Genomic DNA, 24,902 nt, shown 5'->3' with positions numbered 1-24,902 from the left:
GAATGGAAAGCTTCCTCCAGTTTTATGACTGGGGGAAGCTTTTTTTGTATTAAAACTTGAGAATAGATAAATCACATCCTATTCTGTCTATATTACAAAAAATACTTGTAACAGCAAGTCTATCGGTATAAAATAAAACAACAGGTCATCTGATGACTTGTTGTTTTATGATTTTGACTGAAAACGCTAACAAAAATGAAGCTATTAAAACGGAGGGATGTTGATGTTACTACTTGTAGCTTTAAGTGCCATTTTAGCCCCATTTCTCTTTCTGGTGCTCCTTCGGATGCCGGCTAAAAAGGGAATGTTCTTCAGCGCAATCATTGTGATCATCTTATCTTTTTTAGTATGGGGAGTAGAGGGAGACGTCATTTTAGCTTCTGTTTTAGAAGGATCGCATAAGGCGCTCACGATTTTATTTATTTTGTTCGGGGCGATCGCGTTATTAAATACTCTTCGTCGAACGGGCGCTGTGAATCGCATTAATCAAGGGTTTCGAAATATTTCAACGGACATGCGGGTCCAAATTGTCATTGTCGCTTTTTTATTTGGGGCTTTAATTGAAGGGGCTGCAGGGTTTGGTACTCCAGCGGCATTGACGGGACCACTGCTTGTAGCGTTAGGTTTTACACCGTTGGCAGCTGCAGCAATTGCTCTTATCGCAGATAGCTCATCCGTCTCTTATGGCGCTGTCGGTACGCCGATTCAAGTTGGACTTAGTAATCTACCAGATGCGGGTTTGTCTTTTTATCAAGATATAGGGGTGCAAGTTGCTTTTTTTGATTTATTTGCTGGTACGTTTATTCCGTTTATATTAGTTGTCGTTCTAATTGTCTTTTTTGGAAAGAAGAAAGGTTTGAAGGATGGCGTTGAGATGCTGCCATGGACATTATTGATTGGACTTACTTATACGTCATCTGCATATATCTATGCGGTTTTGTTCGGTCATGAGTTTGTTGCGATTTTAGCTTCTCTTACTGGCTTAGTTGTCGCTACGATCACTGCAAAGAAAGGGTTTTTGCTTCCAAAGACTTCGTGGCAGGATGCCCTTCAAGAGGATTTTGTTATTGAAGAAAAAGGATCTAATATGGGATTAGCATCAGCGTGGTCTCCTTACTTGATTATTGTAGGTCTATTGTTAATGACGCGAATTGTACCTTCCATAAAGAACTTTACATTAAGTTGGGTGGATTTATCCTGGACGAATATTATCGGGATCGAGGGTATAACGTCCAAGTGGCAAGTCTTGTATTCACCAGGTTCCGTATTAATTTTGGCAACGATTATTGCAGTGGTCATTCAACGAAAATCTTTCCGTCATTTTTCGGCTGCTGCAAAGGAATCGATTGTATCGATGAAAGATGCCGCTTTAGCGTTATTCGCTACCTTAGCTTTAGTACAGGTTTTTACGAACTCAGGCATGAATACGAATGATTTGATTAGCATGCCTCAATACATAGCGCAAACCCTTGCGAGTGGATTTGGTTCCATGTGGGTGCTTGCGGCACCGTTTCTTGGTGAATTAGGAGCCTTTATTACCGGAAGTGCAACAGTGTCAACGCTAACCTTTTCCCCTATCCAATATAGCATTGCGGAGGAAACGGCTCTTGCGAAGGATACAATTTTATCGCTACAGGTGATTGGCGCTGCTGCAGGCAATATGATTTGTGTTCATAATGTGGTAGCGGCAGGGACAGTCGTTGGTCTTTCTGGAAAAGAAGGGGACATCATTCGAAAAACGCTATTACCAGCTCTGCTATACGGATTATTGGTGGGATTAGCAGCCTTATTCACGACGGTACTGTTATAATGACCCGATAACTTTTCCATTTGTAAGATTTAGAGTAAAATAGAAGTAACATATGATGGGAAGTTGGAGGAAGAATGGTGGAATACAAACCGATTCGATCGAAAAAGATCTATGAACAAGTTGCAGATTCTCTACTCGAATCGTTAAAAAGTGGCAGCTTAAAGTCAGGAGATAAACTCGATAGCGTAGAAGTGTTGGCAAAGAACTTCAATGTTGGAAGGTCTGCTATACGAGAATCTTTAAGTGCGCTTCGAGCAATGGGAATTCTTGAAATGCGACAGGGGGAAGGGACGTATGTGAAGTCCTTTGATGCTTCGCGTTTTTCGCTTCCAGTATCCGTAGCATTTTTGATGAAATCAGAAGATCTAAAAGAATTATTGGAAGTGCGGAAGATTCTAGAGGTCGGCGCAGCGGGATCAGCAGCTTCCTCACATCAAGAAGAAGATTTGTCTCCTATGAAGGACGCCCTTAGGAAGATGGAAGAGGCAAAAGGTAGTGGGGAGATTGGTGATCAGGCAGACTTAGCGTTTCATATGGCTTTGGTTAATGCGAGTCACAACCAAATGCTGATTAACTTAATGAATAGTGTTTCTGAAATTATGATACAAGCGATGCGAGAAACGCGAAAATTACTGCATACGCCGGAAGGCACAGAACGTTTGTTACAGGAACATGAAAGAATATTAGATGCGATTGAATCTCGTAATGAGGAAAAAGCACGAGAGGCGATGTTAGCACATCTTAACAATGTGGAAGATTCACTAGCCCACTTTATAAAATAAGGGATCTGATATTAGCAGTTTCCTTTTTTATTTATCATGGTCATCAGATGACCTTATGTTTAAAATAGGAGGTATTATTATGAAGGTTTCGTTATTTATTACTTGTTTATGTGACACGTTCACGCCTGATGTAGGGAAGGATACGGTGGAATTGTTAGAGCGCTTTGGATGTGAAGTGGACTTTCCAGCTAGACAGACGTGCTGTGGACAACCAGCTTATAACAGCGGATACAAAAGCGAGTCGATTAAAGGGTTGAAACAAATGATCAAGGCATTTGAACAATCTGAATATGTCGTTGGACCTTCAGGTTCATGCGTCCATATGATTAAAGAATATCCGAAAGTGTTAGCTGATGAACCGGAGTGGGCTGAAAGAGCACGTAAGTTGGCAGGCAAAACATATGAGTTAACACAATTTATAGTTGAAGTGCTAAATGTAAAAGACGTTGGTTCAACGTTTACTGGAACGGCAACATATCATCCTTCTTGTCATATGACTCGTTTATTGGGTGTGAAGGATGCTCCGAGAATTTTATTGGAAAATGTAGAAGGACTAAATCTTATTGATCTGCCACTGAAAGAGGATTGTTGTGGATTTGGAGGTACATTCGCTGTCAAAAATTCTTTGATATCTGGAGAGATGGTGCAAGAGAAAGCGGAGCATATTGGAGAGACGCAAGCGGATTATTTAATTGGTGGAGACATGGGGTGCTTAATGAATATGGGTGGTCGTTTGCGTAGAAATGGACAGGAAGTAAAGTTTCTTCATATTGCACAAGTATTGAACGCTCAGTAAGGAGGGATAAAATGAGTATTAAAATTGGTCAAAAATCTTATGGTGATCGTATCCAAGATGGTCTGAGTAATTCCTTTATGAGAAAAGCTGTTTCTGGAGCTCAAGGTCGCTTCCGCTCGGGTCGATTAAAAGCAGCAGAAGAACTTGGTGATTGGGAAGATTGGAGAACCCTTGGTGAAGAGATTCGTTCTCATACGATGGAAAATCTGGATTATTATTTGCATCAATTGAGTGAACAGGTGGAAAACAGAGGTGGGACCGTCTTTTTTGCTAAAACTGCGGAAGAAGCGAACGAGTATATTCAGGAGATCGCGAAGAAAAAACAAGCAAAAAAAGTAGTTAAATCAAAATCAATGGTGACAGAAGAAATTGGCTTGAATAAAGCACTAGAAAAGAGCGGGTGTGAAGTTGTCGAATCGGACCTTGGTGAGTGGATTTTACAATTGGATGAAGATCCACCATCTCATATCGTGACGCCAGCGCTTCATAAAAACAAAGAGCAAATTCGCGAAACGTTTATGAAGAAGAAGGGATATACCGGTTCGGATGATCCCGTTGAGCTAGCCGCATATGCACGAGAGCAATTGCGTCAGGACTTTCTAGAAGCAGATATTGGGGTTACGGGATGCAACTTTGCGGTTGCGGAATCTGGAGCAATTACGCTTGTTACGAATGAAGGAAATGCGAGGATGGTCACATCTCTTCCTGATACTCAGATTTCTGTGATGGGAATGGAACGAATTGTGCCAACTTGGGAGGACTTAGAAGTCGTTGTTAGTTTGTTGACTCGTGCAGCTGTTGGTCAAAAACTTACGAGCTATATTACAGCATTAACTGGAACGCGGCTCGAAGATGAAGTAGATGGCCCGGAAGATTTTCATCTTGTCATTGTAGACAATGGACGTTCGAAAATACTAGGAACTGAGTTTCAATCGGCTCTTCATTGTATTCGCTGTGCTGCGTGTATTAACGCGTGTCCGGTTTATCGTCATGTTGGTGGGCATTCGTATGGATCGATTTACCCAGGACCGATTGGAGCTGTACTAACCCCTCTGCTGGATGGATATGAGGATCACAAGGATCTCCCATATGCTTCGACCTTATGTGCTGCATGTACCGAAGCATGCCCTGTCAAAATTCCTCTTCATGAGCATTTGATTCGCCATCGCGAAATCATCGTGGAACGCGAAAAAATGACGACTAAAGCAGAGAAAATGATGATGATGGGTTTCGCTAAATGGGCCTCCACACCAGCGGCCTATAAATTGTCGACGAAAATGGCCAGAACGACGCTAAAGCCCTGGACAAAAGACGAATATATCGAAAAAGGTCCAGGTCCGATGAAAGGCTGGACGGAGCAACGAGATTTCCCTGCACCATCGAAGGAGCGTTTCCGGGATTGGTATCGACAACGAGAGCAAAGGAGTGATCATTAATGGCTATTCATAACCGGGAAGCATTTTTGGACAACCTCGCTGAGCAACTGGGTCGAACGCGGAGAACGAAAGTGGAATCGCCTGTTTATTCTGTTCATCCGCAGGAGCGTGTTTTTCAAGATGCAACTCAAGGTGAGCTAGTCGAGAAATTAGAAGAACAGTGTAAAGTCATTCATACTTCTTTTACGAGTACGAAATTAGAAACTCTTGGAGAAACGTTACGGACTGTACTCAACGACTATGGTGTAACCAAAGTTGTTGGTGCAGCAGGGCCGAGGAATGATGCAACTCACTTGAGTACCGTGTACGCAGAACTTCAATCTGAAGGCTATGATATTCATCTTTGGGATGAGAACAAAGGACGAGAAAATGTTACTTTTGCAGAACAGGCGGGAGCAGGGATTGTGTTCAGTGATATTACACTGGCCGAATCCGGAACCGTCACGCTGTTTAACGATCGCTATAACGGTCGTTCGATTAGCTTGCTTCCGGAAACGTTCATTGCCATTGTTCCAAAGAGTACGCTCGTACCTCGAATGACGCAAGCGAGTCAATTGATTCATGAAGAAGAAAAGAAAGGAAATCCAGTTTCCTCCTGTGTAAGCTTTGTGACTGGACCAAGTAACAGTGCCGATATTGAAATGAATTTAATTGTCGGTGTGCATGGGCCGGTGAAAGCGACGTATATCCTGGTTGACGATTTGTGATGATTTATAGTGAAAGTTCGTGGGAAGAAAGTTTACAGTCGGTAAGGTCATATATCAAGGTGGGCGTCTTACCTCAATCACGTTAAATCACCTGTATGGTGTAATTCAAACTCCCCTTCCGTCCGGTATTTCCGGATTGAAGTTCAAAAGCATTCTCTTGGTGATGAGCCAAGAGGATGCTTTTTGTTTTGTTCCAAAAGGAATTTTTTTCTAAATCAGTCTTAAGACGGAGTATTTTTCAAACTGAGGGTCATCGTCTAGATTTCTATGATTCGCTACACTTAAAGTATCAAAACAGCAGGGGTGTTAGTAATGGCGATGAAAGAAAATGTTATGGAAAGAATGCCGGATGTAATATCAGACCAGATTGACTCCATATTTAAAAATAAAAATTTCCTTCTTTTATGGGCGGCAGCTTTTTTATCAAGCTTTGGCATTTCCTTCTTTCTTTTTGCTGAGAGCTGGTACGTTGTGAATGTTTTAAATCTTGAAGCTTCACTCGGACTCATTTACATTGCTTCAAGTATTCCTAGACTAGTATTTATGGTGATAAGTGGAACGGTAGCGGATCGCATGAGTAAGACGAAGATCATGTTCTTATCTGATTTTTCAAGAGGGGTCCTTCTTGGTGGTTTAGTACTCTGGTTTATATTTGGAGATATCACTCTTTGGACATTTGTCGGAGTTGCCTTCTTCTTTGGGATTCTGGATGCTTTTTTCTGGGCAGCAGAGAGTGCTGTCATCCCATCGATTATTCGAAAAGAAAATCTGACTCGAGGCAATTCCATTATTCAAATGACCAACCAGGCATCGTTTATTATTGCACCTATGCTCGCAGGATTACTTATTGCTTTTGGAAGCTATGAAATCGTCTTCGCTGTAACAGCGCTAATGCTTTTTCTTGGAAGCGTATTGATTTATTTGATGAAAATCCCAAAACAAGAAGCAGAGCAGGATAATCAAGACCAAACTTTTTTTGAAACTTTTAAAGAAGGTCTTCTCTATGTGAAAGAGTCTAGGATTCTGGTAGTAGTTGTACTAACAACGGTCTTTATGAATCTATTTCTCGTTGGACCACTGTCCATGGGGCTACCTCTTTTTGTGAAAACAGTCTTAAATGGAGATGCATTTGCTTTCAGTTTAATGGAAGCAGGGGCGGCGGTTGGAATGTTAATTGGGGCAGTAGTAATCGGTATCCTTAATCTAACGAAAGGACGAGGAAAAGTAGCTTTGCTTGCGTTAATCGTTTCTGGTTGTGCTTTTATAGGTCTGAGTTTCTCGACAGAGCTATGGATGAGTATTGTCATGCTCGTTATTTTTGGAGCGTGTCTTTCTGGAAGTAACATCCCTTTATTTTCTGCAATTCAGTCATTGATCCCAGAGAATGTGCTAGGGCGAGTAATGGGTTTGCTGTCTTTAGCTTCAATGGGGCTTATTCCTGTTAGCTATGCGATGACTTCCCTTCTTCTCTCAGCAGGAATTGGCATTCAACATATCATGTCAGGCGGTGCGTTTCTAGTTGTGTTGTATGCTTGCTTCGTCTATGTGAAATATCACGAATTGAGAAATGTAGATTAATGCGATGATGGTTTCATAGACCAATCAGATTGAATAATCGAGCATAGTAATGAATATCTAATAATCTAAAATATGGTTTGATCTTACTTTATTCGGGGAACCTTCTTATATAAGAATTTACATATATTAGCGGGAGGTATTACTGTGAGTGAAGACAATAAGAAAAAAGAACAACTAGAACAATATAGCACAAATGATAAAGGGAAAATGACGACAAATCAGGGCCTGAAAGTTTCGGAAGATGAATTTTCCCTTAAAGCCGGTGAACGCGGACCGACATTGATGGAAGACTTTCATTTCAGAGAAAAAATGACGCATTTCGACCATGAGCGTATACCTGAACGTGTCGTACACGCAAGAGGATTTTCCGCTCACGGTGAATTTGAAGTATATGATTCATTGGAAGAGTATACAGATGCTGAATTCTTAAAAGATCCTTCCAGAAAAACGCCAGTATTTGTTCGGTTTTCAACGGTGGCAGGTTCAAAAGGTTCTTCTGAAACGGTTCGAGATGTGAGAGGATTCTCAACGCGTTTCTATACAGATGAAGGGAACTACGATTTAGTTGGGAATAACATGCCAGTCTTTTTCATTCAAGATGCCATTAAATTCCCTGACTTAATTCATGCGGTCAAACCTGAACCTCATAACGGTATGCCGCAAGCTGCCTCTGCTCATGATACGTTCTGGGACTTTATTGCTAACAATCAAGAATCAGCACACATGGCGCTATGGGCAATGTCAGACAGAGCGATCCCTCGAAGCCTACGTATGATGGAAGGTTTTGGCGTTCACACATTCCGGTTTGTGAATGCAAAAGGAGAAGCGCGGTTTATTAAGTTTCACTGGAAACCAAAGTTGGGCGTACACTCGCTCGTGTGGGATGAAGCGCAAAAAATCTCAGGCAAAGATGCTGATTTCCACCGCGGAGACTTATATGAGTCCATTGAAAATGGCGACTATCCTGAGTGGGAACTAGGCGTGCAAATTATCAAAGAAGAAGATGAATTTAACTTTGACTTTGATGTTCTTGATCCAACTAAGATTTGGCCAGAAGAAGATATCCCTGTAAAAATCGTTGGGAAAATGACATTAAACCGAAATGTCGAGAACGTATTTGCTGAAAACGAACAGGTTGCTTTTCATCCTGGTAATGTCGTAAAAGGCATCGACTTTTCCAATGACCCGCTACTTCAAGGGCGCTTGTTCTCTTATACAGATACACAGATCAATCGTTTCGGAAGTGCAAATTATCATGAATTGCCGATTAATCGACCTGTTTGCCCGTTCTTTAACAATCAGCGTGATGGCTTTATGCGTCAAACAATTAACAAAGGTCAGGTAAGCTATCACAAAAATTCTCTTGCAGATAATCAGCCAGAACCAGCTACAGAAGAAGAGGGTGGCTATGTTCATTATCAGGAGAAAGTAGAAGGTCATAAGGTTCGCGCACGCAGTGAAAGTTTTAAAGACCATTTCTCTCAAGCGGTTCTTTTCTATAACAGCATGAGTGATGTGGAGAAAGAACATATCAAGAATGCCTTTAGCTTTGAGCTCGGCAAGCTAAAGAGTAAGTCAGTTCAGCAACAAGTGGTCGATATGCTTTCGAATATCAATCTTGACCTTGCTCAAACCGTTGCTCAGAATGTTGGAACTAAAGAACCTACAAAAGGTGGATCAGATATCACTAAGACATCACCTGCGCTTAGCCAACTAAATACAACGTTTACTGCGGATACTAGAAAAGTAGGTGTCATTGTAGACGATGGATTTAATGGAGAAGAACTCATACAAGTGCTTAATCAGCTTAAAGAAAAAGGCATTAAGCCTGAGCTCATTAGTGACAAGCGTGGTGTGAAAAAAGCCACTGACGGAGCCGAGGCTGAAATTGATCATACGTTCCTTACAAGCGAATCCGTTTTATTTGATGCTATTTATGCGGTTGGTGGAAATCAGGAAAGCAAAGGATTCTATCAATCCGCTAATTACTTTATCAATGAAGCATTCTCACACTTTAAACCGATCGGTGGAACGCATGAAGGGATGAAGTGGCTAGAGAATAACGACTTAGTAGGTCAACCAGGAGTAGTCACTGGTAAAGATATGAATACATTCGTGAAAGAGTTCAGTGAAGCTATTGCAACGCATCGTCATTGGGATCGTGAGCTAGTATAATGGAATAGAATGAAGGAAGAGAGGATTAGATCCTCTCTTTTTTAGTGGAATAAGTGAAAATCCTTGTTCAACCTTCAATTACTTCTTTTAACACTACCGCATGATTATGCTCCATATCCTTTGCCCCAAATAAAAGAACAAGTCTTTCGTTTGTAGCCATTTTCTTTAGTTCTTGTAATTTCGTCTGTGCCGTCTTACTTCCATTGATTTCTTCTTGATATGCTTTCTTAAAGTCTTCAAACTTATCAGGATCATGATCAAACCATTTTCGTAACGAAGAACTTGGTGCGATTTCCTTCATCCATTCATTTAATTTGGCTTTTTCTTTTGAAATGCCTCTCGGCCATACGCGGTCAATTAGAATACGATTCCCTTCAAGCGGGTAATCTTCTCCATAAATTCGTCTAAGAATAACTGACATTTAAACCACCTTCCGGATTTATTGGTTTCGTATTAGTAGTATATAACTTAAAAAAAGAAGTCAATCCTAGCGATTAGGATTGGCTTCTTTTTGATTTACCTTCTTAACATCCCATGTGGATCAATGACAAACTTTTTTGATACACCACTATCAAACTCATTATACCCTTGAGGTGCTTCATCGAGACTGATAACGGTTGCATTTACAGCTTTCGCGATATCCGCTTTTCCATTTAAAATCGCCATCATTAATTGACGGTGATACTGCATGACAGGTGTTTGTCCTGTAACAAAATGGTGGGCTTTTGACCAGCCAAGTCCAAATCTTACTTTAAGTGAGCCTTGCTTGGCATCTTTGTCATCTGCTCCAGGGTCCTCTGTTACATATAACCCTGGAATCCCCATCTTTCCTCCAGCTTCTACAACATCCATCATCGTATTTAGCACAATTGCCGGCTGCTCTTCGTTATCTGTTCCATGACCATAAGCTTCGAAACCAACTGCATCGATCGCACAATCCACTTCAGGTATACCGAGTATTTGTTCGATTTGTTCGCCGGGATCGTTGTGTTCTTTTAGATTAATTGTTTCACACCCGAAACTCCGTGCTTGAGCGAGACGTTCTTCTTTTAAATCGCCAACGATCACAACAGCAGCACCAAGTAACTGAGCAGAATGGGCTGCAGCGAGTCCAACTGGTCCTGCTCCAGCGACATACACAGTGGACCCTGTCGTTACTCCTGCACTAATCGCTCCGTGGTAGCCGGTAGGAAAAATATCCGATAGCATCGTTAAGTCGAGGATTTTCTCCATCGCTTTCTCTTTATCGGGAAAGGCTAGTAATTGAAAGTCTGCATAAGGAACCATCACATATTCGGACTGGCCACCAACCCAGCCGCCCATATCAACGTATCCGTAAGCTGCGCCCGGACGTTCAGGATTTACGTTTTGACAAATATGGGTGTCCTGACGCTTACACATTTTGCATCGACCGCAAGCAACATTGAATGGAACAGAGACAATATCTCCTTTTTTAATGAATTCAACATCTCGTCCAACCTCAATCACTTCTCCGGTAATTTCATGGCCGAGAACTAAACCAGAAGGAGCAGTTGTCCGACCGCGCACCATATGCTGATCGCTCCCGCATATATTCGTCACGATATTCTTCAAGATTACTCCATGTTCACATTTACGGCCGACATTACTCTTGGGAACGCCGGGACCCTCACGAAGAACTAAATCCGGATAGCTAATATCCTGAACTTCTACACGACCTGCACCTGTATAAACGACACCGCGATTACCTACCATTTAATTTCCTCCTTTTCGTTTTAGACGAGTGGGACGAGAGGCATAGCGTAATCTTATGTACTCACCTCATTATAATGGTTTGAAGATTCAGGATTCTTTTGGTGTTTTCATCTGAAAATTGTATTCCCTTTTTCATCCAGTATGAAACGATTTGCGATGTAGCTAGTCATATCTTTATTTGGATCAATAATGAAATTATAGGAAAACTCGCTTCTTATTAACGTGCCTAAAGTATTTTTTGTTACAATAAGGTTATGAGTATTCAGACATTTACTCTTGCTAATTTGTTGGAAAATTGATAGGTAAAGAGACCTGTTTTTAAAATAAAAATTTTGAGAATGACTATTGGAGGAATCAGCTATGAGTTCATCGTACCAATTTGATGCGTACCACCCGGCTGTCAAACAAGTGATTGAAAATATTGAGAAAGTGATGGTTGGTAAGCGAGACGTAACAGAATTAAGCCTGGTTGCCCTGCTTGCTGGAAGTCATGTCCTTCTGGAGGATGTACCGGGTGTTGGTAAAACGATGATGGTTCGTGCTCTTGCAAAATCAGTAGGTGCAAAGTTTAATCGAATTCAATTCACACCAGACTTACTTCCGTCTGATTTAACAGGTGTATCCATTTTTAATCAACGTGAAATGAAATTCGAATTTCGTAAAGGGCCGTTATTAGGCAATATTATTTTGGCAGATGAAATTAACCGAACGTCACCTAAAACACAGTCGGCTCTTCTAGAAGGAATGGAAGAGGGGAATGTAACGGTTGATGGAGAAACGCACATTCTTCCACAGCCGTTTTTTGTTATGGCGACTCAGAATCCGATCGAATACGAGGGAACGTATCCTCTGCCGGAAGCTCAGCTTGATCGCTTCTTATTGAAATTACGAATGGGCTATCCATCTCCTGAAGAAGAACTTGAAGTATTGAATCGTACGGAACACGCGCATCCAATTGACTCGATTGGGACGGCCCTTGAGCTGGAAGACCTTCTTGAGATGCAGAAAAAGGTGAAAGCTGTGTTTGTTGAAGGGTCTGTTAAACAATACATTATCGATATCGTGAGTAGAACGAGAAATAACTCATCTATTTATCTTGGAGCTAGTCCACGCGGGTCACTCTCACTAATGAAAGCGTGTCAGGCGTATGCGTTCATGCGCAATCGCGATTATGTACTACCTGACGATGTGAAATTCTTAGCTCCTTTTGTATTATCCCATCGCATCATTCTTAAATCAGAGGCTGCGTTTGAAGGACAGAAGCCTGAGGAGATTATTAAGGAGATTCTTCATCGTGTAAGAGTTCCTCTTCAAAAGGAAGAGAAAGTGAAATGAGAGAGAAGCTAGCGAATAACAGAGTGTTAAAGTTTTTCTTTTTAGCACTGCTTTTCCTGATTACTTTTTCGTATGCGATGTTTCAGGGAGGTTTTGTGAGCTGGTTCTTGTTCTATAGTTTTTTACCTTTCGTTATCTATTCTATCCTTCTTATTTTCTATCCCTTGAGCGCAATCAAGATGACGCGATTGATCAGTCATACAGAATTAACAGATGGACAGGAGTTAACTGTTACGATCCAGATAGAGCGGAAAAGTCACTTTCCTCTTTTTTATTTAGTTGTTGAAGATATGCTTCCTGATCGGTTAGCTCCGTTTGCTAGAGAAGCCTCCTCAAGGTATCAAAAACGTTCACTTGCCTTGCTTCTTCCCATGTTCAAAAAAGAGTTAACTTATCGGTATACAATTAAGCCAATTCCGAGAGGAGAATACCATTTTAAGAAACTACGCTGTCGAACGGGGGACCTCTTTGGATTTGTCCAACATGAGAATATGATAGAGAACGATCAAGCGGTTTATGTTCTACCGCAATATCAAGAAATATCATGGTCTCCCTATAATCAGCAGCTCTCTGGGACGAGACCTTCTCCACGTAAAGCAGATTTAGATTATTCTACGGCAGTTAGTGTTCGAGATTATGTACCAGGAGATAAATTGTCATGGATTGATTGGAAAGCAACCGCGCGAGGTTCGAAACTATTAACCAAGCAATTTGAACAACAAATTAGCCAGGATTATATGGTCTTCCTCGATCGAGAGACCGATCACTATGGTCGTGTAGATTCACCTTTATTCGAGAAGGGTGTAAGACTAGCTGCTTCCGTGACAAACGCTGCTTTAAAGCAGAATGCGATGATCGGTCTTGTTTCCTCAGGAAAAGATCATTCTGTTCTGAATATTAATGGTGGAAGAGCACAACGAAGGAGAGTATTTCATCATCTCGCACGAGTTCAAGCTAACGGGATAACAACGTTTGATACAGTTGTTAAAAGAGAGGCTCATCATTTCCCTGCTGGAACAGGTGTTATGATCATTAGTCCTTCGCTTGATGGGGCATTCACTTCTACGTTAAAAGAGCTTGTTGCACGAAAGGTTCAAGTGGAATTCTTTTATGTCACTGAGCACATTACGTTAGCGCAACAGGCTGAGCTTAATCAGCTTACTCTATACGGTGTTAAAGCACACGTGATTGCGGGAGATTCGTTTAATGAGGAAATAAAAGGGGGTGGGAAGCGTGCAACAAGGTAATGAAAAAACAGATTGGCTTTACGCGCTTCTCCTCTATGGATTGGGTTTTCTTCTGTTCTGGGAATGGCTACGACCTCTTTCGATCATTTCAGATACAGGTCAAACAGAAATTTTTATTCTGTTTACGGCATTTTTATTTTTGCTATCTTATTTTCAGCTACCTTTTTGGCTATCTTTCCCGATTAAAGGAGTGGCGTTAGTATATGCTCTACATGCCATGTTTTTTCCGGGACCGTTCTTTGAATTTCTGTGGGTAGATTACTTTCTATCAGACTTTTCACAGAACGTCGGTTTTCTATTTGATGGTAGTTTTGATCGTTTGTCAAATGTATTTCGAACCTTCTTGTTTTTCATATTGCTCTGGCTTATAAGTTATTTAATGCAATACTGGTTAATTCAAACAAGACGGATTTTCTTATTTCTATTAGTGACGATCGTTTACATTTCGGTTATTGATACCTTTACAACTTATCAAGCGGATAATGCGATTATTCGTATTGTGATCATTGGTTTTGTATTACTAGGTCTTCTTCAAATTCTGCGAATTCAAGAACAAGAGGGAGTTATTTTTTCAAAAGGTCGCTTCCCTGTCTATTGGCTTATGCCACTAGTTGTTGTTATTGCTTTTTCTTCTATATTCGGTTATATCGCTCCGAAGGCTGAGCCGCAATGGCCGGATCCGGTACCTTTCCTGAAGAAAACGACTGGAGATGGTGACGGCGCAGGGAGAAATGGCAACGGAATTAGTAAGATTGGATACGGAGAAGATGACTCACAACTTGGCGGCCCTTTCGTCATGGACGAAACTCCTGTTTTTACTGCACAAATTAAAGATAGAGGGTACTGGCGGGTTGAAACGAAAGATGAGTATACCGGTAAAGGCTGGGAATCTTCCGTACAGGATCGAGTTATTTTTGAAGGTAGCACAGAAACATTATTTGAAGATGATGTTGAGTTAGAAGCCTTTGATATGAAGATGAATATGACTGGGAATGAGAAGTTTGATTTTATTGTCCATCCAGGACAAGTAACAAACATCGAAACGGGAGCAGAAGTTCAACTACTTGAAAATCCTCTGACTGGAAAAGTGTTTACACAAAATCTTGGCGAGTCTATTGTGCTTGATAATTATAATTTAGATTACGAATCCCCTACCTTTTCTGAAAAGATGTTACGAGAAGCACCAGTTAACTATCCAGATCGGTTGGCAAATACGTACCTTCAATTACCGGAGTCTCTTCCTGAGAGAGTCAGTGATCTTGCTGAAGAGATTACGCTAGAAGAACAAAATCCTTATGATAAAGCGAGAGCGATCGAAAATTACTTCGTAGGGAATGGTTTTGTATATGAAACAACGGACGTTGCCGTTCCTGGGGAGAATGATGATTATGTCGACCAATTCCTTTTCGAAACGCAGCTAGGTTATTGCGATAATTTCTCTAGTTCGATGACCGTTCTTTTAAGAAGTCTCGGGATTCCGGCAAGATGGGTAAAAGGATTTACCGAGGGAGAATTTGTGGCAGCTGCTGGAGACTATCGAGAGTATGAAGTAACAAATAACAACGCACACTCGTGGGTTGAGGCATACTTCCCGGGTGTCGGTTGGGTTCCTTTTGAACCAACTCGAGGATTCACTAACCAGGCTGATTTTGTTAGCGATTATAGTGATGATGAAGCGACAAATTCTGAAGCACCTGATCCTGTACAAACTGAAGAAGAGCAGGCACAGCAGCAGGAACAAACACCAGAGGAACAGGCATCATCAGGTTCATCATCTGTATCGTTTGAATGGACAGTGTGGTATACCGTTGTGCTTGTGCTTATTCTGTTGTTACTTGGATACGTCGTATTAAAGAATTATAAGAAATGGTTGAAGCGATTGGTTATTTCAAGATATAAGAGACGAGATGACGGAAAGGTGTTATCTGAAGCGTATTTTCGACTGCTATGGTTGCTGGAATTACATGGCATTAAGCGAGGGGAAGATCAGACTTTGCGGGAATATGCTGTTCAAGTTGACAGCAAGCTTCAAACAGAGGATATGAAGGAATTAACACGTCGCTACGAAGAAAATTACTATCGTGGAAAAGCGAACAGTGATGGTTGGGATGAAATGAAGGAATTATGGGAAAATTTAATTAAAAAGATGCAATCTTGACCGCTGTATAGACGGTTGATAGAATGAATCCATAGTTTGAACAACAAGTTGTAACCTTCGTATATCCCTGGGAATAAGGCCCAGAAGTCTCTACCGGATCACCGTAAATGATCTGACTATGAAGGCAGATACTCCTAGTATAAGCCAGGATTCTGCCTTTGTACCATGGCAGGGTTCTGGCTTTTTTTATATGACCTTGGATGAAAGAGATCGAAAAGCTTGTTAATCCTCTTTTTTTCGATTCGATTTCGGCAATGCTACTAGAGACTAAATAGAAGTGAGGGAATTAGATGTTAGAAGAACAGGAATCCATTATTGTCCTCGATTTCGGTGGACAGTACAATCAACTAATTGCTAGACGTATTCGTGACCTTGGTGTGTTTAGTGAATTGCACCCGAACACGATTACTGCTGAAGAAGTAAAGAAAATTAATCCAAAGGGAATTATCTTCTCAGGTGGGCCGAACAGCGTATATGGTGAAGACGCGCCGCGCTGCGATGAAGAAATTTTCGAGCTTGGCATTCCGGTTCTTGGCATCTGTTACGGCATGCAGCTGATGACACATCACTTTGGTGGAAGTGTAGAAGCGGCGAAACACCGTGAGTATGGTAAGGCGATGCTGACAATCAAGGATAAATCCCCATTATATGATGGTCTACCAGAAGAACAATCTGTATGGATGAGTCACGGTGATCTTGTTAAAGCTCCACCTGAAGGATTTGAAGTGGCTGCAACAAACCCATCTTGCCCAGTTGCGGCAATGAGCGATGCTTCTCGCCACCTATATGGCGTTCAGTTCCACCCGGAAGTTCGTCATACTGAGCACGGAAATGAACTATTGAAAAACTTTGTTTATAAAGTGTGTGAGTGTGATGGTAACTGGTCAATGGAAAACTTCATCGATGAGCAAATTAATGAAATCCGTGAAGCTGTTGGTCATAAAAAAGTTCTATGCGCTCTTAGTGGTGGAGTTGACTCTTCTGTAGTTGCTGCCCTTATTCATAGAGCCATTGGTGACCAGCTAACATGTATGTTTGTCGATCATGGTCTTCTTCGCAAAGGCGAAGCAGACAGCGTAATGAAAACATTTGGTGAAGGCTTCGATATGAACTTGATCAAAATTGACGCAGCTGATCGTTTCCTTACAAAGCTTAAAGGCGTAACTGATCCAGAGAAGAAACGGAAAATCATTGGTAACGAGTTTATCTATGTGTTTGAGGAAGAGTCTGAAAAGCTTGTAGACATGTCCTTCTTAGCACAAGGAACACTTTACACAGATATCGTTGAGAGTGGAACAGCGACTGCTCAAACCATCAAGTCCCACCACAACGTAGGCGGTCTGCCTGAAGATATGAAGCTCGATTTGATTGAGCCCTTAAATATGCTTTTCAAAGATGAAGTTCGTAAAGTAGGTACAGAGCTTGGTCTTCCAGACGAAATTGTATGGAGACAGCCGTTCCCGGGACCGGGTCTTGGTATCCGTGTGATCGGAGAAGTAACAGAAGAAAAGTTAAAAGTTGTACGTGAATCTGACGCGATTCTTCGTGACGAAATTAAAAAAGCAGGACTTGATCGTGATATCTGGCAATATTTCACCGCGCTTCCTGATTTCCGTAGTGTTGGTGTTATGGGTGATGCGAGAACGTATGACTACACAATTGGTGTTCGTGCTGTAACATCAATCGATGGCATGACATCTGACTGGGCGCGTATCCCATTTGAAGTCCTTGAGGTTATCTCTACAAGAATTGTTAACGAAGTGGATCACGTTAACCGCGTTGTGTATGACATTACTTCTAAGCCGCCCGCTACAATTGAGTGGGAGTAAACACGAACGAAATATAAATAAATAGATAAAATGTTCGTGTTTTGTATTGACGCCTTGTGAGAAAGCTGATACACTACAAAAGTAAATAAATAGAACGACCATCCATCGTATAACATCGGGAATAAGGCCCGAAAGTCTCTACCAGGTTACCGTAAATAACCTGACTACGAAGGAAATAGAGAAAGTATTGAAACGTCATGCTCATGTAGCGACTCGTGGTGAACCTTCTCTTTTCCTATTAGTCCGCTCCGGGTAGAGAACCCGGAGCTTTTTTTCTTTTTATGAATAGTTAACCTAAAGGAATCAAGAATAAAGAAAGGTTACTAAACCGTTAGAATGATGGATGAAGGGGAATAAGGGGGGCTTAAAGAAATGGATCGTTTTTTTCGTTTTCATGAGCATAATACAACATATAGAAAAGAAACTATTGCTGGATTAACGACGTTCTTATCAATGGCTTACATTCTATTTGTGAATCCGGCTGTTTTGGCCGATGCAGGGATGGATCAAGGAGCTGTCTTTACTGCCACAGCACTTGCTGCTGCGCTCGGTACATTAATTATGGGTGTTCTAGCGGGATATCCAATCGCTCTGGCGCCAGGAATGGGATTGAATGCGTTCTTTACCTATTCTGTTGTCACCGTGATGGGCGTACCGTGGGAAACAGCACTTGCAGGGGTACTTGTTTCAGGAATTATCTTTATTATTATTACCATTTTTAAAATTAGAGAAATGATCATCAACGCGATTCCGATGGAATTAAAATACGCGGCAGCGAGCGGGATTGGACTTTTTATAGCATTTATCGGTCTTCAAAGCGCAGGAATTGTTCAAAACAATGATTCTACACTTGTTCAACTAGGTAATCTTCTCGCAGGTCCGACGTTACTTGCAGTCTTCGGATTAATTATTACTGTTATCTTAATGGTTCGTAACGTAACGGGCGGTATTTTCTACGGAATGGTGATTACAGCCATCGTAGGTATGATCTTTAACCAGGTGCCGATTCCAAGCGGGATTGTGGGTAGCGTACCAAGTCTTGAACCAACGTTCGGCGTTGCTTTAGGTCATCTTGGTGATTTGTTTACAATTGACATGCTTGTCGTTGTTCTCACGTTCTTATTCGTCGATTTCTTCGACACAGCGGGTACTTTAATAGCTGTTGCGACGCAGGCAGGCATAATGAAAGACAACAAACTTCCAAGAGCAGGGAAAGCATTGTTTGCTGATTCATCTGCAACTGTTCTTGGGGCTGTACTTGGTACATCAACAACTACTGCCTACATTGAATCTTCATCAGGAGTAGCGGCAGGTGGTCGAACTGGTTTTACATCTGTTGTAACAGCAGGATTTTTCTTGTTAGCACTATTCTTCTCTCCGTTACTAGCAGTGGTCACACCTTCAGTTACAGCACCAGTCTTAATTATAGTCGGTGTCCTGATGGTGAGCGTACTCGGTAACATTGAGTGGAAACGATTTGAAATTGCAGTTCCAGCATTCTTAACAATTGTTGCAATGCCATTAACATACAGTATTGCAACAGGGATTGCGTTAGGATTTGTAATGTACCCGATCACTATGGTCGTAAAAGGTGAGGGGAAGAATATTCATCCAATCATGTATGGTTTGTTCTTTGTATTTATCGCATATTTCGTGTTTTTAGCATAGTTCGTTTTGAAGCAGTCGAGAAATCGGCTGCTTTTTGTTATGTAGCGATACTCTTCGGTTTGTTCCGTTATTAAGGTGAGAACAAATTTCGTAACTGAAGTTAGCGGGTACTTTTCTGTTGCTAAAGTAGAGTGAGACGAGGAAATTCATTTTATTGGCTAAAAGGTTAATTAAACGTTTGTTTAACCTTAAACATAGTTCTTCATAATCTCCGTTAAAAAAGAAACTTCATTATAGTGGATCAATTAGACGTGAATATCTACTAATATTAATGTGTCTCTCTAAGCATGCTATGTCATATTGATTTAATTAATTTGAAAAATACTATTGACCATATCATTCTTTACTGATAGAGTAGAGAACGTTGTTAAGAAAACAACAACAAACGCATGAAAAAAAGTGATTGACATCATTTTGCACTTCATGTATTATAAATAACGTTGCCGCTAAAACAAGCAGGTAACACTAAATAAAACATTTCAAATTAGTTGTTGACATCAAACGAAACAACATGCTATATTAGTTGGGTCGCTGAAAACGACAACGAAAGAAATAAATCGATCTTTGAAAACTGAACGAAACGCCATGTAAGTAGTTGTTTCTACGGAAACAAAACATTGTTTTAAAAGCTAGATTGAGCTTTCTATCGGAGAGTTTGATCCTGGCTCAGGACGAACGCTGGCGGCGTGCCTAATACATGCAAGTCGAGCGAAGAGATGGGAGCTTGCTCCCTGATCTTAGCGGCGGACGGGTGAGTAACACGTGGGCAACCTGCCCTGCAGACTGGGATAACTCCGGGAAACCGGAGCTAATACCGGGTAATACATTGCACCGCATGGTGCAATGTTGAAAGTTGGCTTTCGAGCTAACACTGCAGGATGGGCCCGCGGCGCATTAGCTAGTTGGTAAGGTAATGGCTTACCAAGGCGACGATGCGTAGCCGACCTGAGAGGGTGATCGGCCACACTGGGACTGAGACACGGCCCAGACTCCTACGGGAGGCAGCAGTAGGGAATCTTCCGCAATGGACGAAAGTCTGACGGAGCAACGCCGCGTGAGTGACGAAGGCCTTCGGGTCGTAAAGCTCTGTTGTTAGGGAAGAACAAGTACCGTTCGAATAGGGCGGTACCTTGACGGTACCTAACCAGAAAGCCACGGCTAACTACGTGCCAGCAGCCGCGGTAATACGTAGGTGGCAAGCGTTGTCCGGAATTATTGGGCGTAAAGCGCGCGCAGGCGGTCTTTTAAGTCTGATGTGAAAGCCCACGGCTCAACCGTGGAGGGTCATTGGAAACTGGAGGACTTGAGTGCAGAAGAGGAGAGTGGAATTCCACGTGTAGCGGTGAAATGCGTAGATATGTGGAGGAACACCAGTGGCGAAGGCGGCTCTCTGGTCTGTAACTGACGCTGAGGCGCGAAAGCGTGGGGAGCAAACAGGATTAGATACCCTGGTAGTCCACGCCGTAAACGATGAGTGCTAGGTGTTGGGGGGTTCCACCCTCAGTGCTGAAGTTAACACATTAAGCACTCCGCCTGGGGAGTACGACCGCAAGGTTGAAACTCAAAGGAATTGACGGGGGCCCGCACAAGCAGTGGAGCATGTGGTTTAATTCGAAGCAACGCGAAGAACCTTACCAGGTCTTGACATCCTCTGACAATCCTGGAGACAGGACGTTCCCCTTCGGGGGACAGAGTGACAGGTGGTGCATGGTTGTCGTCAGCTCGTGTCGTGAGATGTTGGGTTAAGTCCCGCAACGAGCGCAACCCTTGATCTTAGTTGCCAGCATTTAGTTGGGCACTCTAAGGTGACTGCCGGTGACAAACCGGAGGAAGGTGGGGATGACGTCAAATCATCATGCCCCTTATGACCTGGGCTACACACGTGCTACAATGGACGGTACAAAGGGCAGCAACACCGCGAGGTGAAGCGAATCCCATAAAGCCGTTCTCAGTTCGGATTGCAGGCTGCAACTCGCCTGCATGAAGCCGGAATTGCTAGTAATCGCGGATCAGCATGCCGCGGTGAATACGTTCCCGGGCCTTGTACACACCGCCCGTCACACCACGAGAGTTTGTAACACCCGAAGTCGGTGGGGTAACCTTTATGGAGCCAGCCGCCGAAGGTGGGACAAATGATTGGGGTGAAGTCGTAACAAGGTAGCCGTATCGGAAGGTGCGGCTGGATCACCTCCTTTCTATGGAGAATTACGAAGGTAACTTACGTTACCAACCTTACATGAGCGTTTCGTTTAGTTTTGAAAGAATGATTTACTTCTTTCAACTGAAAAGGTAAGTTTTGAAGAAGAGCAAGTCTCTTTTAAGAAACACCTCCGGCTAATGGCTATGTCGGGGTATTTACTTTTCTTTTGTGGGCCTGTAGCTCAGCTGGTTAGAGCGCACGCCTGATAAGCGTGAGGTCGGTGGTTCGAGTCCACTCAGGCCCACCATAAAAGATCCTGGGGCCTTAGCTCAGCTGGGAGAGCGCCTGCCTTGCACGCAGGAGGTCAGCGGTTCGATCCCGCTAGGCTCCACCAACACATCTACTAATGATTAATACTAATCAAGTAGTAGCCTTGTTCCTTGAAAACTAGATAGCACAAACAACGACATCCAATAATTATTTTTTATGCAATAACTTAGTAATAACTGATGCGTTATGGCAGCAATGCCTAACAAATCGAAGGTTAAGCTACTAAGGGCGCACGGTGGATGCCTTGGCACTAGAAGCCTAAGAAGGACGGGACGAACACCGATATGCTTCGGGGAGCTGTAAGTACGCTTTGATCCGGAGATTTCCGAATGGGGGAACCCACCATCTTTAATAGGATGGTATCCATTTCTGAATACATAGGGAATGGAAGGCAGACCCGGGGAACTGAAACATCTCATTACCCGGAGGAAGAGAAAGCAAACGCGATTTCCTGAGTAGCGGCGAGCGAAACGGAATCAGCCCAAACCAGAGGGCTTGCCCTCTGGGGTTGTAGGACGTCTCTTTGGAGTTACAAAGGCACGGATAGACGAAGCGACCTGGAAAGGTCCATCAGAGAAGGTAACAATCCTGTAGTCAAAATCCGATGCCCTCCGAGACGGATCCTGAGTACGGCGGGACACGTGAAACCCCGTCGGAATCCGGGAGGACCATCTCCCAAGGCTAAATACTCTCTAGTGACCGATAGTGAACCAGTACCGTGAGGGAAAGGTGAAAAGCACCCCGGAAGGGGAGTGAAAAAGAACCTGAAACCGTGTGCCTACAACTAGTTGGAGCCCGTTAATGGGTGACAGCGTGCCTTTTGTAGAATGAACCGGCGAGTTACGATCCCGTGCAAGGTTAAGCTGAGAAGGCGGAGCCGCAGCGAAAGCGAGTCTGAATAGGGCGAAGTAGTACGTGGTCGTAGACCCGAAACCAGGTGATCTACCCATGTCCAGGGTGAAGTTCAGGTAACACTGAATGGAGGCCCGAACCCACGCATGTTGAAAAATGCGGGGATGAGGTGTGGGTAGCGGTGAAATGCCAATCGAACCTGGAGATAGCTGGTTCTCTCCGAAATAGCTTTAGGGCTAGCCTCGCGGCAAGAATCTTGGAGGTAGAGCACTGATTGGACTAGGGGTCCTTACCGGATTACCGAATCCAGTCAAACTCCGAATGCCAACGATTTATCCGCGGGAGTCAGACTGCGAGTGATAAGATCCGTAGTCGAGAGGGAAACAGCCCAGACCACCAGCTAAGGTCCCAAAGTATACGTTAAGTGGAAAAGGATGTGGCGTTGCTTAGACAACCAGGATGTTGGCTTAGAAGCAGCCATCATTTAAAGAGTGCGTAATAGCTCACTGGTCGAGTGACGCTGCGCCGAAAATGTACCGGGGCTAAACGTATCACCGAAGCTGTGGATTGTCTTACGACAATGGTAGGAGAGCGTTCTAAGGGCTGTGAAGTCAGACCGAAAGGACTGGTGGAGCGCTTAGAAGTGAGAATGCCGGTATGAGTAGCGAAAGACAAGTGAGAATCTTGTCCGTCGAAAGCCCAAGGTTTCCTGAGGAAGGCTCGTCCGCTCAGGGTTAGTCGGGACCTAAGCCGAGGCCGAAAGGCGTAGGCGATGGATAACAGGTTGATATTCCTGTACCACCTCCTTTCCGTTTGAACGACGGGGGGACGCAGAAAGATAGGGAGAGCGCGCTGCTGGAAATGCGCGTCCAAGCGATTAGGCTGGTGAATAGGCAAATCCGTTCACCGCGCGAGCTGAGTCGTGATGGCGAGGGAAATTTAGTACCGAAGTCCTTGATTCTACGCTGCCAAGAAAAGCCTCTAGTGAGGAAAAAGGTGCCCGTACCGCAAACCGACACAGGTAGGCGAGGAGAGAATCCTAAGACGATCGGGAGAACTCTCGTTAAGGAACTCGGCAAAATGACCCCGTAACTTCGGGAGAAGGGGTGCTTCCTCGGGTTTATAGCCCAGGGGAGCCGCAGTGAAAAGATCCAAGCGACTGTTTAGCAAAAACACAGGTCTCTGCAAAGCCGTAAGGCGAAGTATAGGGGCTGACACCTGCCCGGTGCTGGAAGGTTAAGAGGAGGGGTTATCCCTTACGGGAGAAGCTCTGAATCGAAGCCCCAGTAAACGGCGGCCGTAACTATAACGGTCCTAAGGTAGCGAAATTCCTTGTCGGGTAAGTTCCGACCCGCACGAAAGGTGCAACGACTTGGATACTGTCTCAACGAGAGACCCGGTGAAATTATAGTACCTGTGAAGATGCAGGTTACCCGCGACAGGACGGAAAGACCCCATGGAGCTTTACTGTAGCCTGATATTGGATTTTGGTACAGCTTGTACAGGATAGGTAGGAGCCATAGAAGTCGGACCGCCAGGTTCGATGGAGGCGTCGGTGGGATACTACCCTGGCTGTACTGACATTCTAACCCAGCACCGTGATCCGGTGCGGAGACAGTGTCAGGTGGGCAGTTTGACTGGGGCGGTCGCCTCCTAAAGTGTAACGGAGGCGCCCAAAGGTTCCCTCAGAATGGTTGGAAATCATTCGCAGAGTGTAAAGGCACAAGGGAGCTTGACTGCGAGACCTACAAGTCGAGCAGGGACGAAAGTCGGGCTTAGTGATCCGGTGGTTCCGCATGGAAGGGCCATCGCTCAACGGATAAAAGCTACCCTGGGGATAACAGGCTTATCTCCCCCAAGAGTCCACATCGACGGGGAGGTTTGGCACCTCGATGTCGGCTCATCGCATCCTGGGGCTGAAGTAGGTCCCAAGGGTTGGGCTGTTCGCCCATTAAAGCGGTACGCGAGCTGGGTTCAGAACGTCGTGAGACAGTTCGGTCCCTATCCGTCGCGGGCGCAGGAAATTTGAGAGGAGCTGTCCTTAGTACGAGAGGACCGGGATGGACACACCGCTGGTGTACCAGTTGTTCCGCCAGGAGCATAGCTGGGTAGCTACGTGTGGAAGGGATAAGTGCTGAAAGCATCTAAGCATGAAGCCCCCCTCGAGATGAGATTTCCCACAGCATTAAGCTGGTAAGATCCCTTAGAGATGATGAGGTAGATAGGTTCGGGGTGGAAGCGTGGCAACACGTGGAGCTGACGAATACTAATCGATCGAGGGCTTAACCTAAACGAAAAGCGAAGTAAGCCGTTTAAATCCGACAA

Annotated in this window: 14 protein-coding genes, 2 tRNA genes, 2 rRNA genes and 2 riboswitches; of the genes, 16 read left to right on the top strand and 2 right to left on the bottom strand. The window is 43.5% G+C overall.

Annotation, left to right across the window (positions count from 1 at the left end; all coding sequences use genetic code 11):
- Positions 1 to 223 precede the first annotated feature (223 nt).
- From IQ283_RS22910 to IQ283_RS22880, 7 genes are all read left to right on the top strand, one after another.
- Positions 224 to 1,810: an L-lactate permease gene (locus IQ283_RS22910; RefSeq protein WP_194222477.1), complete on the top strand. Its 1,587-nt coding sequence runs from the start codon at positions 224 to 226 to the stop codon at positions 1,808 to 1,810.
- A 77-nt stretch (positions 1,811 to 1,887) separates the two neighbouring features.
- A complete protein-coding gene (locus IQ283_RS22905; RefSeq protein ID WP_242057451.1) occupies positions 1,888 to 2,592 on the top strand; it encodes a FadR/GntR family transcriptional regulator in 705 nt (234 codons plus the stop codon).
- Between the two features lie 79 nt (positions 2,593 to 2,671).
- The gene (locus IQ283_RS22900) at positions 2,672 to 3,388 is read left to right on the top strand and encodes a (Fe-S)-binding protein (RefSeq protein WP_194222475.1); all 717 of its coding nucleotides are present in this window, start codon (positions 2,672 to 2,674) and stop codon (positions 3,386 to 3,388) included.
- 11 nt (positions 3,389 to 3,399) lie between these two features.
- Positions 3,400 to 4,824, top strand: a complete 1,425-nt coding sequence (locus IQ283_RS22895; protein ID WP_194222474.1) for a LutB/LldF family L-lactate oxidation iron-sulfur protein — start codon at positions 3,400 to 3,402, stop codon at positions 4,822 to 4,824.
- On the top strand, positions 4,824 to 5,531 hold the full coding sequence (locus IQ283_RS22890; RefSeq protein ID WP_194222473.1) for a LutC/YkgG family protein: 708 nt from the start codon (positions 4,824 to 4,826) through the stop codon (positions 5,529 to 5,531). Before IQ283_RS22895 ends, IQ283_RS22890 begins: the two co-directional genes overlap by 1 nt.
- A gap of 312 nt (positions 5,532 to 5,843) precedes the next feature.
- Complete coding sequence (locus IQ283_RS22885) at positions 5,844 to 7,109, top strand: MFS transporter (RefSeq protein ID WP_194222472.1); 1,266 nt, start codon at positions 5,844 to 5,846, stop codon at positions 7,107 to 7,109.
- 144 nt (positions 7,110 to 7,253) lie between these two features.
- Positions 7,254 to 9,284 carry a catalase gene (locus tag IQ283_RS22880; protein WP_242057450.1) on the top strand — a complete coding sequence of 677 codons (2,031 nt, stop codon included), beginning with the start codon at positions 7,254 to 7,256 and terminating at the stop codon, positions 9,282 to 9,284.
- Between the two features lie 67 nt (positions 9,285 to 9,351).
- Here the strand turns inward: IQ283_RS22880 and IQ283_RS22875 are convergent, their stop codons facing one another.
- Both IQ283_RS22875 and fdhA read right to left on the bottom strand, forming a co-directional pair.
- Entirely contained in the window at positions 9,352 to 9,705 is a 354-nt protein-coding gene (locus IQ283_RS22875) for a DUF488 domain-containing protein (RefSeq protein ID WP_194222471.1), read from the bottom strand.
- Positions 9,706 to 9,800: 95 nt separating this feature from the next.
- On the bottom strand, positions 9,801 to 11,018 hold the full coding sequence (gene fdhA, locus IQ283_RS22870; protein WP_194222470.1) for a formaldehyde dehydrogenase, glutathione-independent: 1,218 nt from the start codon (positions 11,016 to 11,018) through the stop codon (positions 9,801 to 9,803).
- A gap of 360 nt (positions 11,019 to 11,378) precedes the next feature.
- Between fdhA and IQ283_RS22865 the strand changes: the two genes are divergently transcribed.
- From IQ283_RS22865 to IQ283_RS22825, 9 genes are all read left to right on the top strand, one after another.
- Positions 11,379 to 12,353, top strand: coding sequence for an AAA family ATPase (locus IQ283_RS22865; RefSeq protein WP_194222469.1), 975 nt, complete (start codon positions 11,379 to 11,381; stop codon positions 12,351 to 12,353).
- The gene (locus tag IQ283_RS22860) at positions 12,350 to 13,600 is read left to right on the top strand and encodes a DUF58 domain-containing protein (RefSeq protein WP_194222468.1); all 1,251 of its coding nucleotides are present in this window, start codon (positions 12,350 to 12,352) and stop codon (positions 13,598 to 13,600) included. Before IQ283_RS22865 ends, IQ283_RS22860 begins: the two co-directional genes overlap by 4 nt.
- Positions 13,587 to 15,758 carry a transglutaminase TgpA family protein gene (locus tag IQ283_RS22855; protein ID WP_194222467.1) on the top strand — a complete coding sequence of 724 codons (2,172 nt, stop codon included), beginning with the start codon at positions 13,587 to 13,589 and terminating at the stop codon, positions 15,756 to 15,758. Before IQ283_RS22860 ends, IQ283_RS22855 begins: the two co-directional genes overlap by 14 nt.
- A 37-nt stretch (positions 15,759 to 15,795) precedes the next feature.
- Positions 15,796 to 15,897, top strand: a riboswitch (purine riboswitch).
- 151 nt (positions 15,898 to 16,048) lie between these two features.
- On the top strand, positions 16,049 to 17,587 hold the full coding sequence (guaA, locus tag IQ283_RS22850) for a glutamine-hydrolyzing GMP synthase (protein ID WP_194222466.1): 1,539 nt from the start codon (positions 16,049 to 16,051) through the stop codon (positions 17,585 to 17,587).
- A gap of 85 nt (positions 17,588 to 17,672) precedes the next feature.
- Positions 17,673 to 17,774, top strand: a riboswitch (purine riboswitch).
- 185 nt (positions 17,775 to 17,959) lie between these two features.
- Positions 17,960 to 19,255: an NCS2 family permease gene (locus IQ283_RS22845; protein ID WP_194222465.1), complete on the top strand. Its 1,296-nt coding sequence runs from the start codon at positions 17,960 to 17,962 to the stop codon at positions 19,253 to 19,255.
- A gap of 643 nt (positions 19,256 to 19,898) precedes the next feature.
- Positions 19,899 to 21,450, top strand: a 16S ribosomal RNA gene (locus IQ283_RS22840).
- Between the two features lie 175 nt (positions 21,451 to 21,625).
- A tRNA-Ile gene (locus IQ283_RS22835) sits at positions 21,626 to 21,702 on the top strand.
- Positions 21,703 to 21,713: 11 nt separating this feature from the next.
- Positions 21,714 to 21,789, top strand: a tRNA-Ala gene (locus IQ283_RS22830).
- Positions 21,790 to 21,937: 148 nt separating this feature from the next.
- A 23S ribosomal RNA gene (locus tag IQ283_RS22825) occupies positions 21,938 to 24,867 on the top strand.
- The 16S and 23S rRNA genes sit together here with 2 tRNA genes alongside, the layout of an rRNA operon.
- Positions 24,868 to 24,902: the final 35 nt, after the last annotated feature.

This window comes from Pseudalkalibacillus hwajinpoensis (assembly GCF_015234585.1).
GTDB classification, from domain to species: domain Bacteria; phylum Bacillota; class Bacilli; order Bacillales; family Guptibacillaceae; genus Guptibacillus; species Guptibacillus hwajinpoensis_B.
This window is presented reverse-complemented; position numbering and strand designations above follow the sequence as displayed.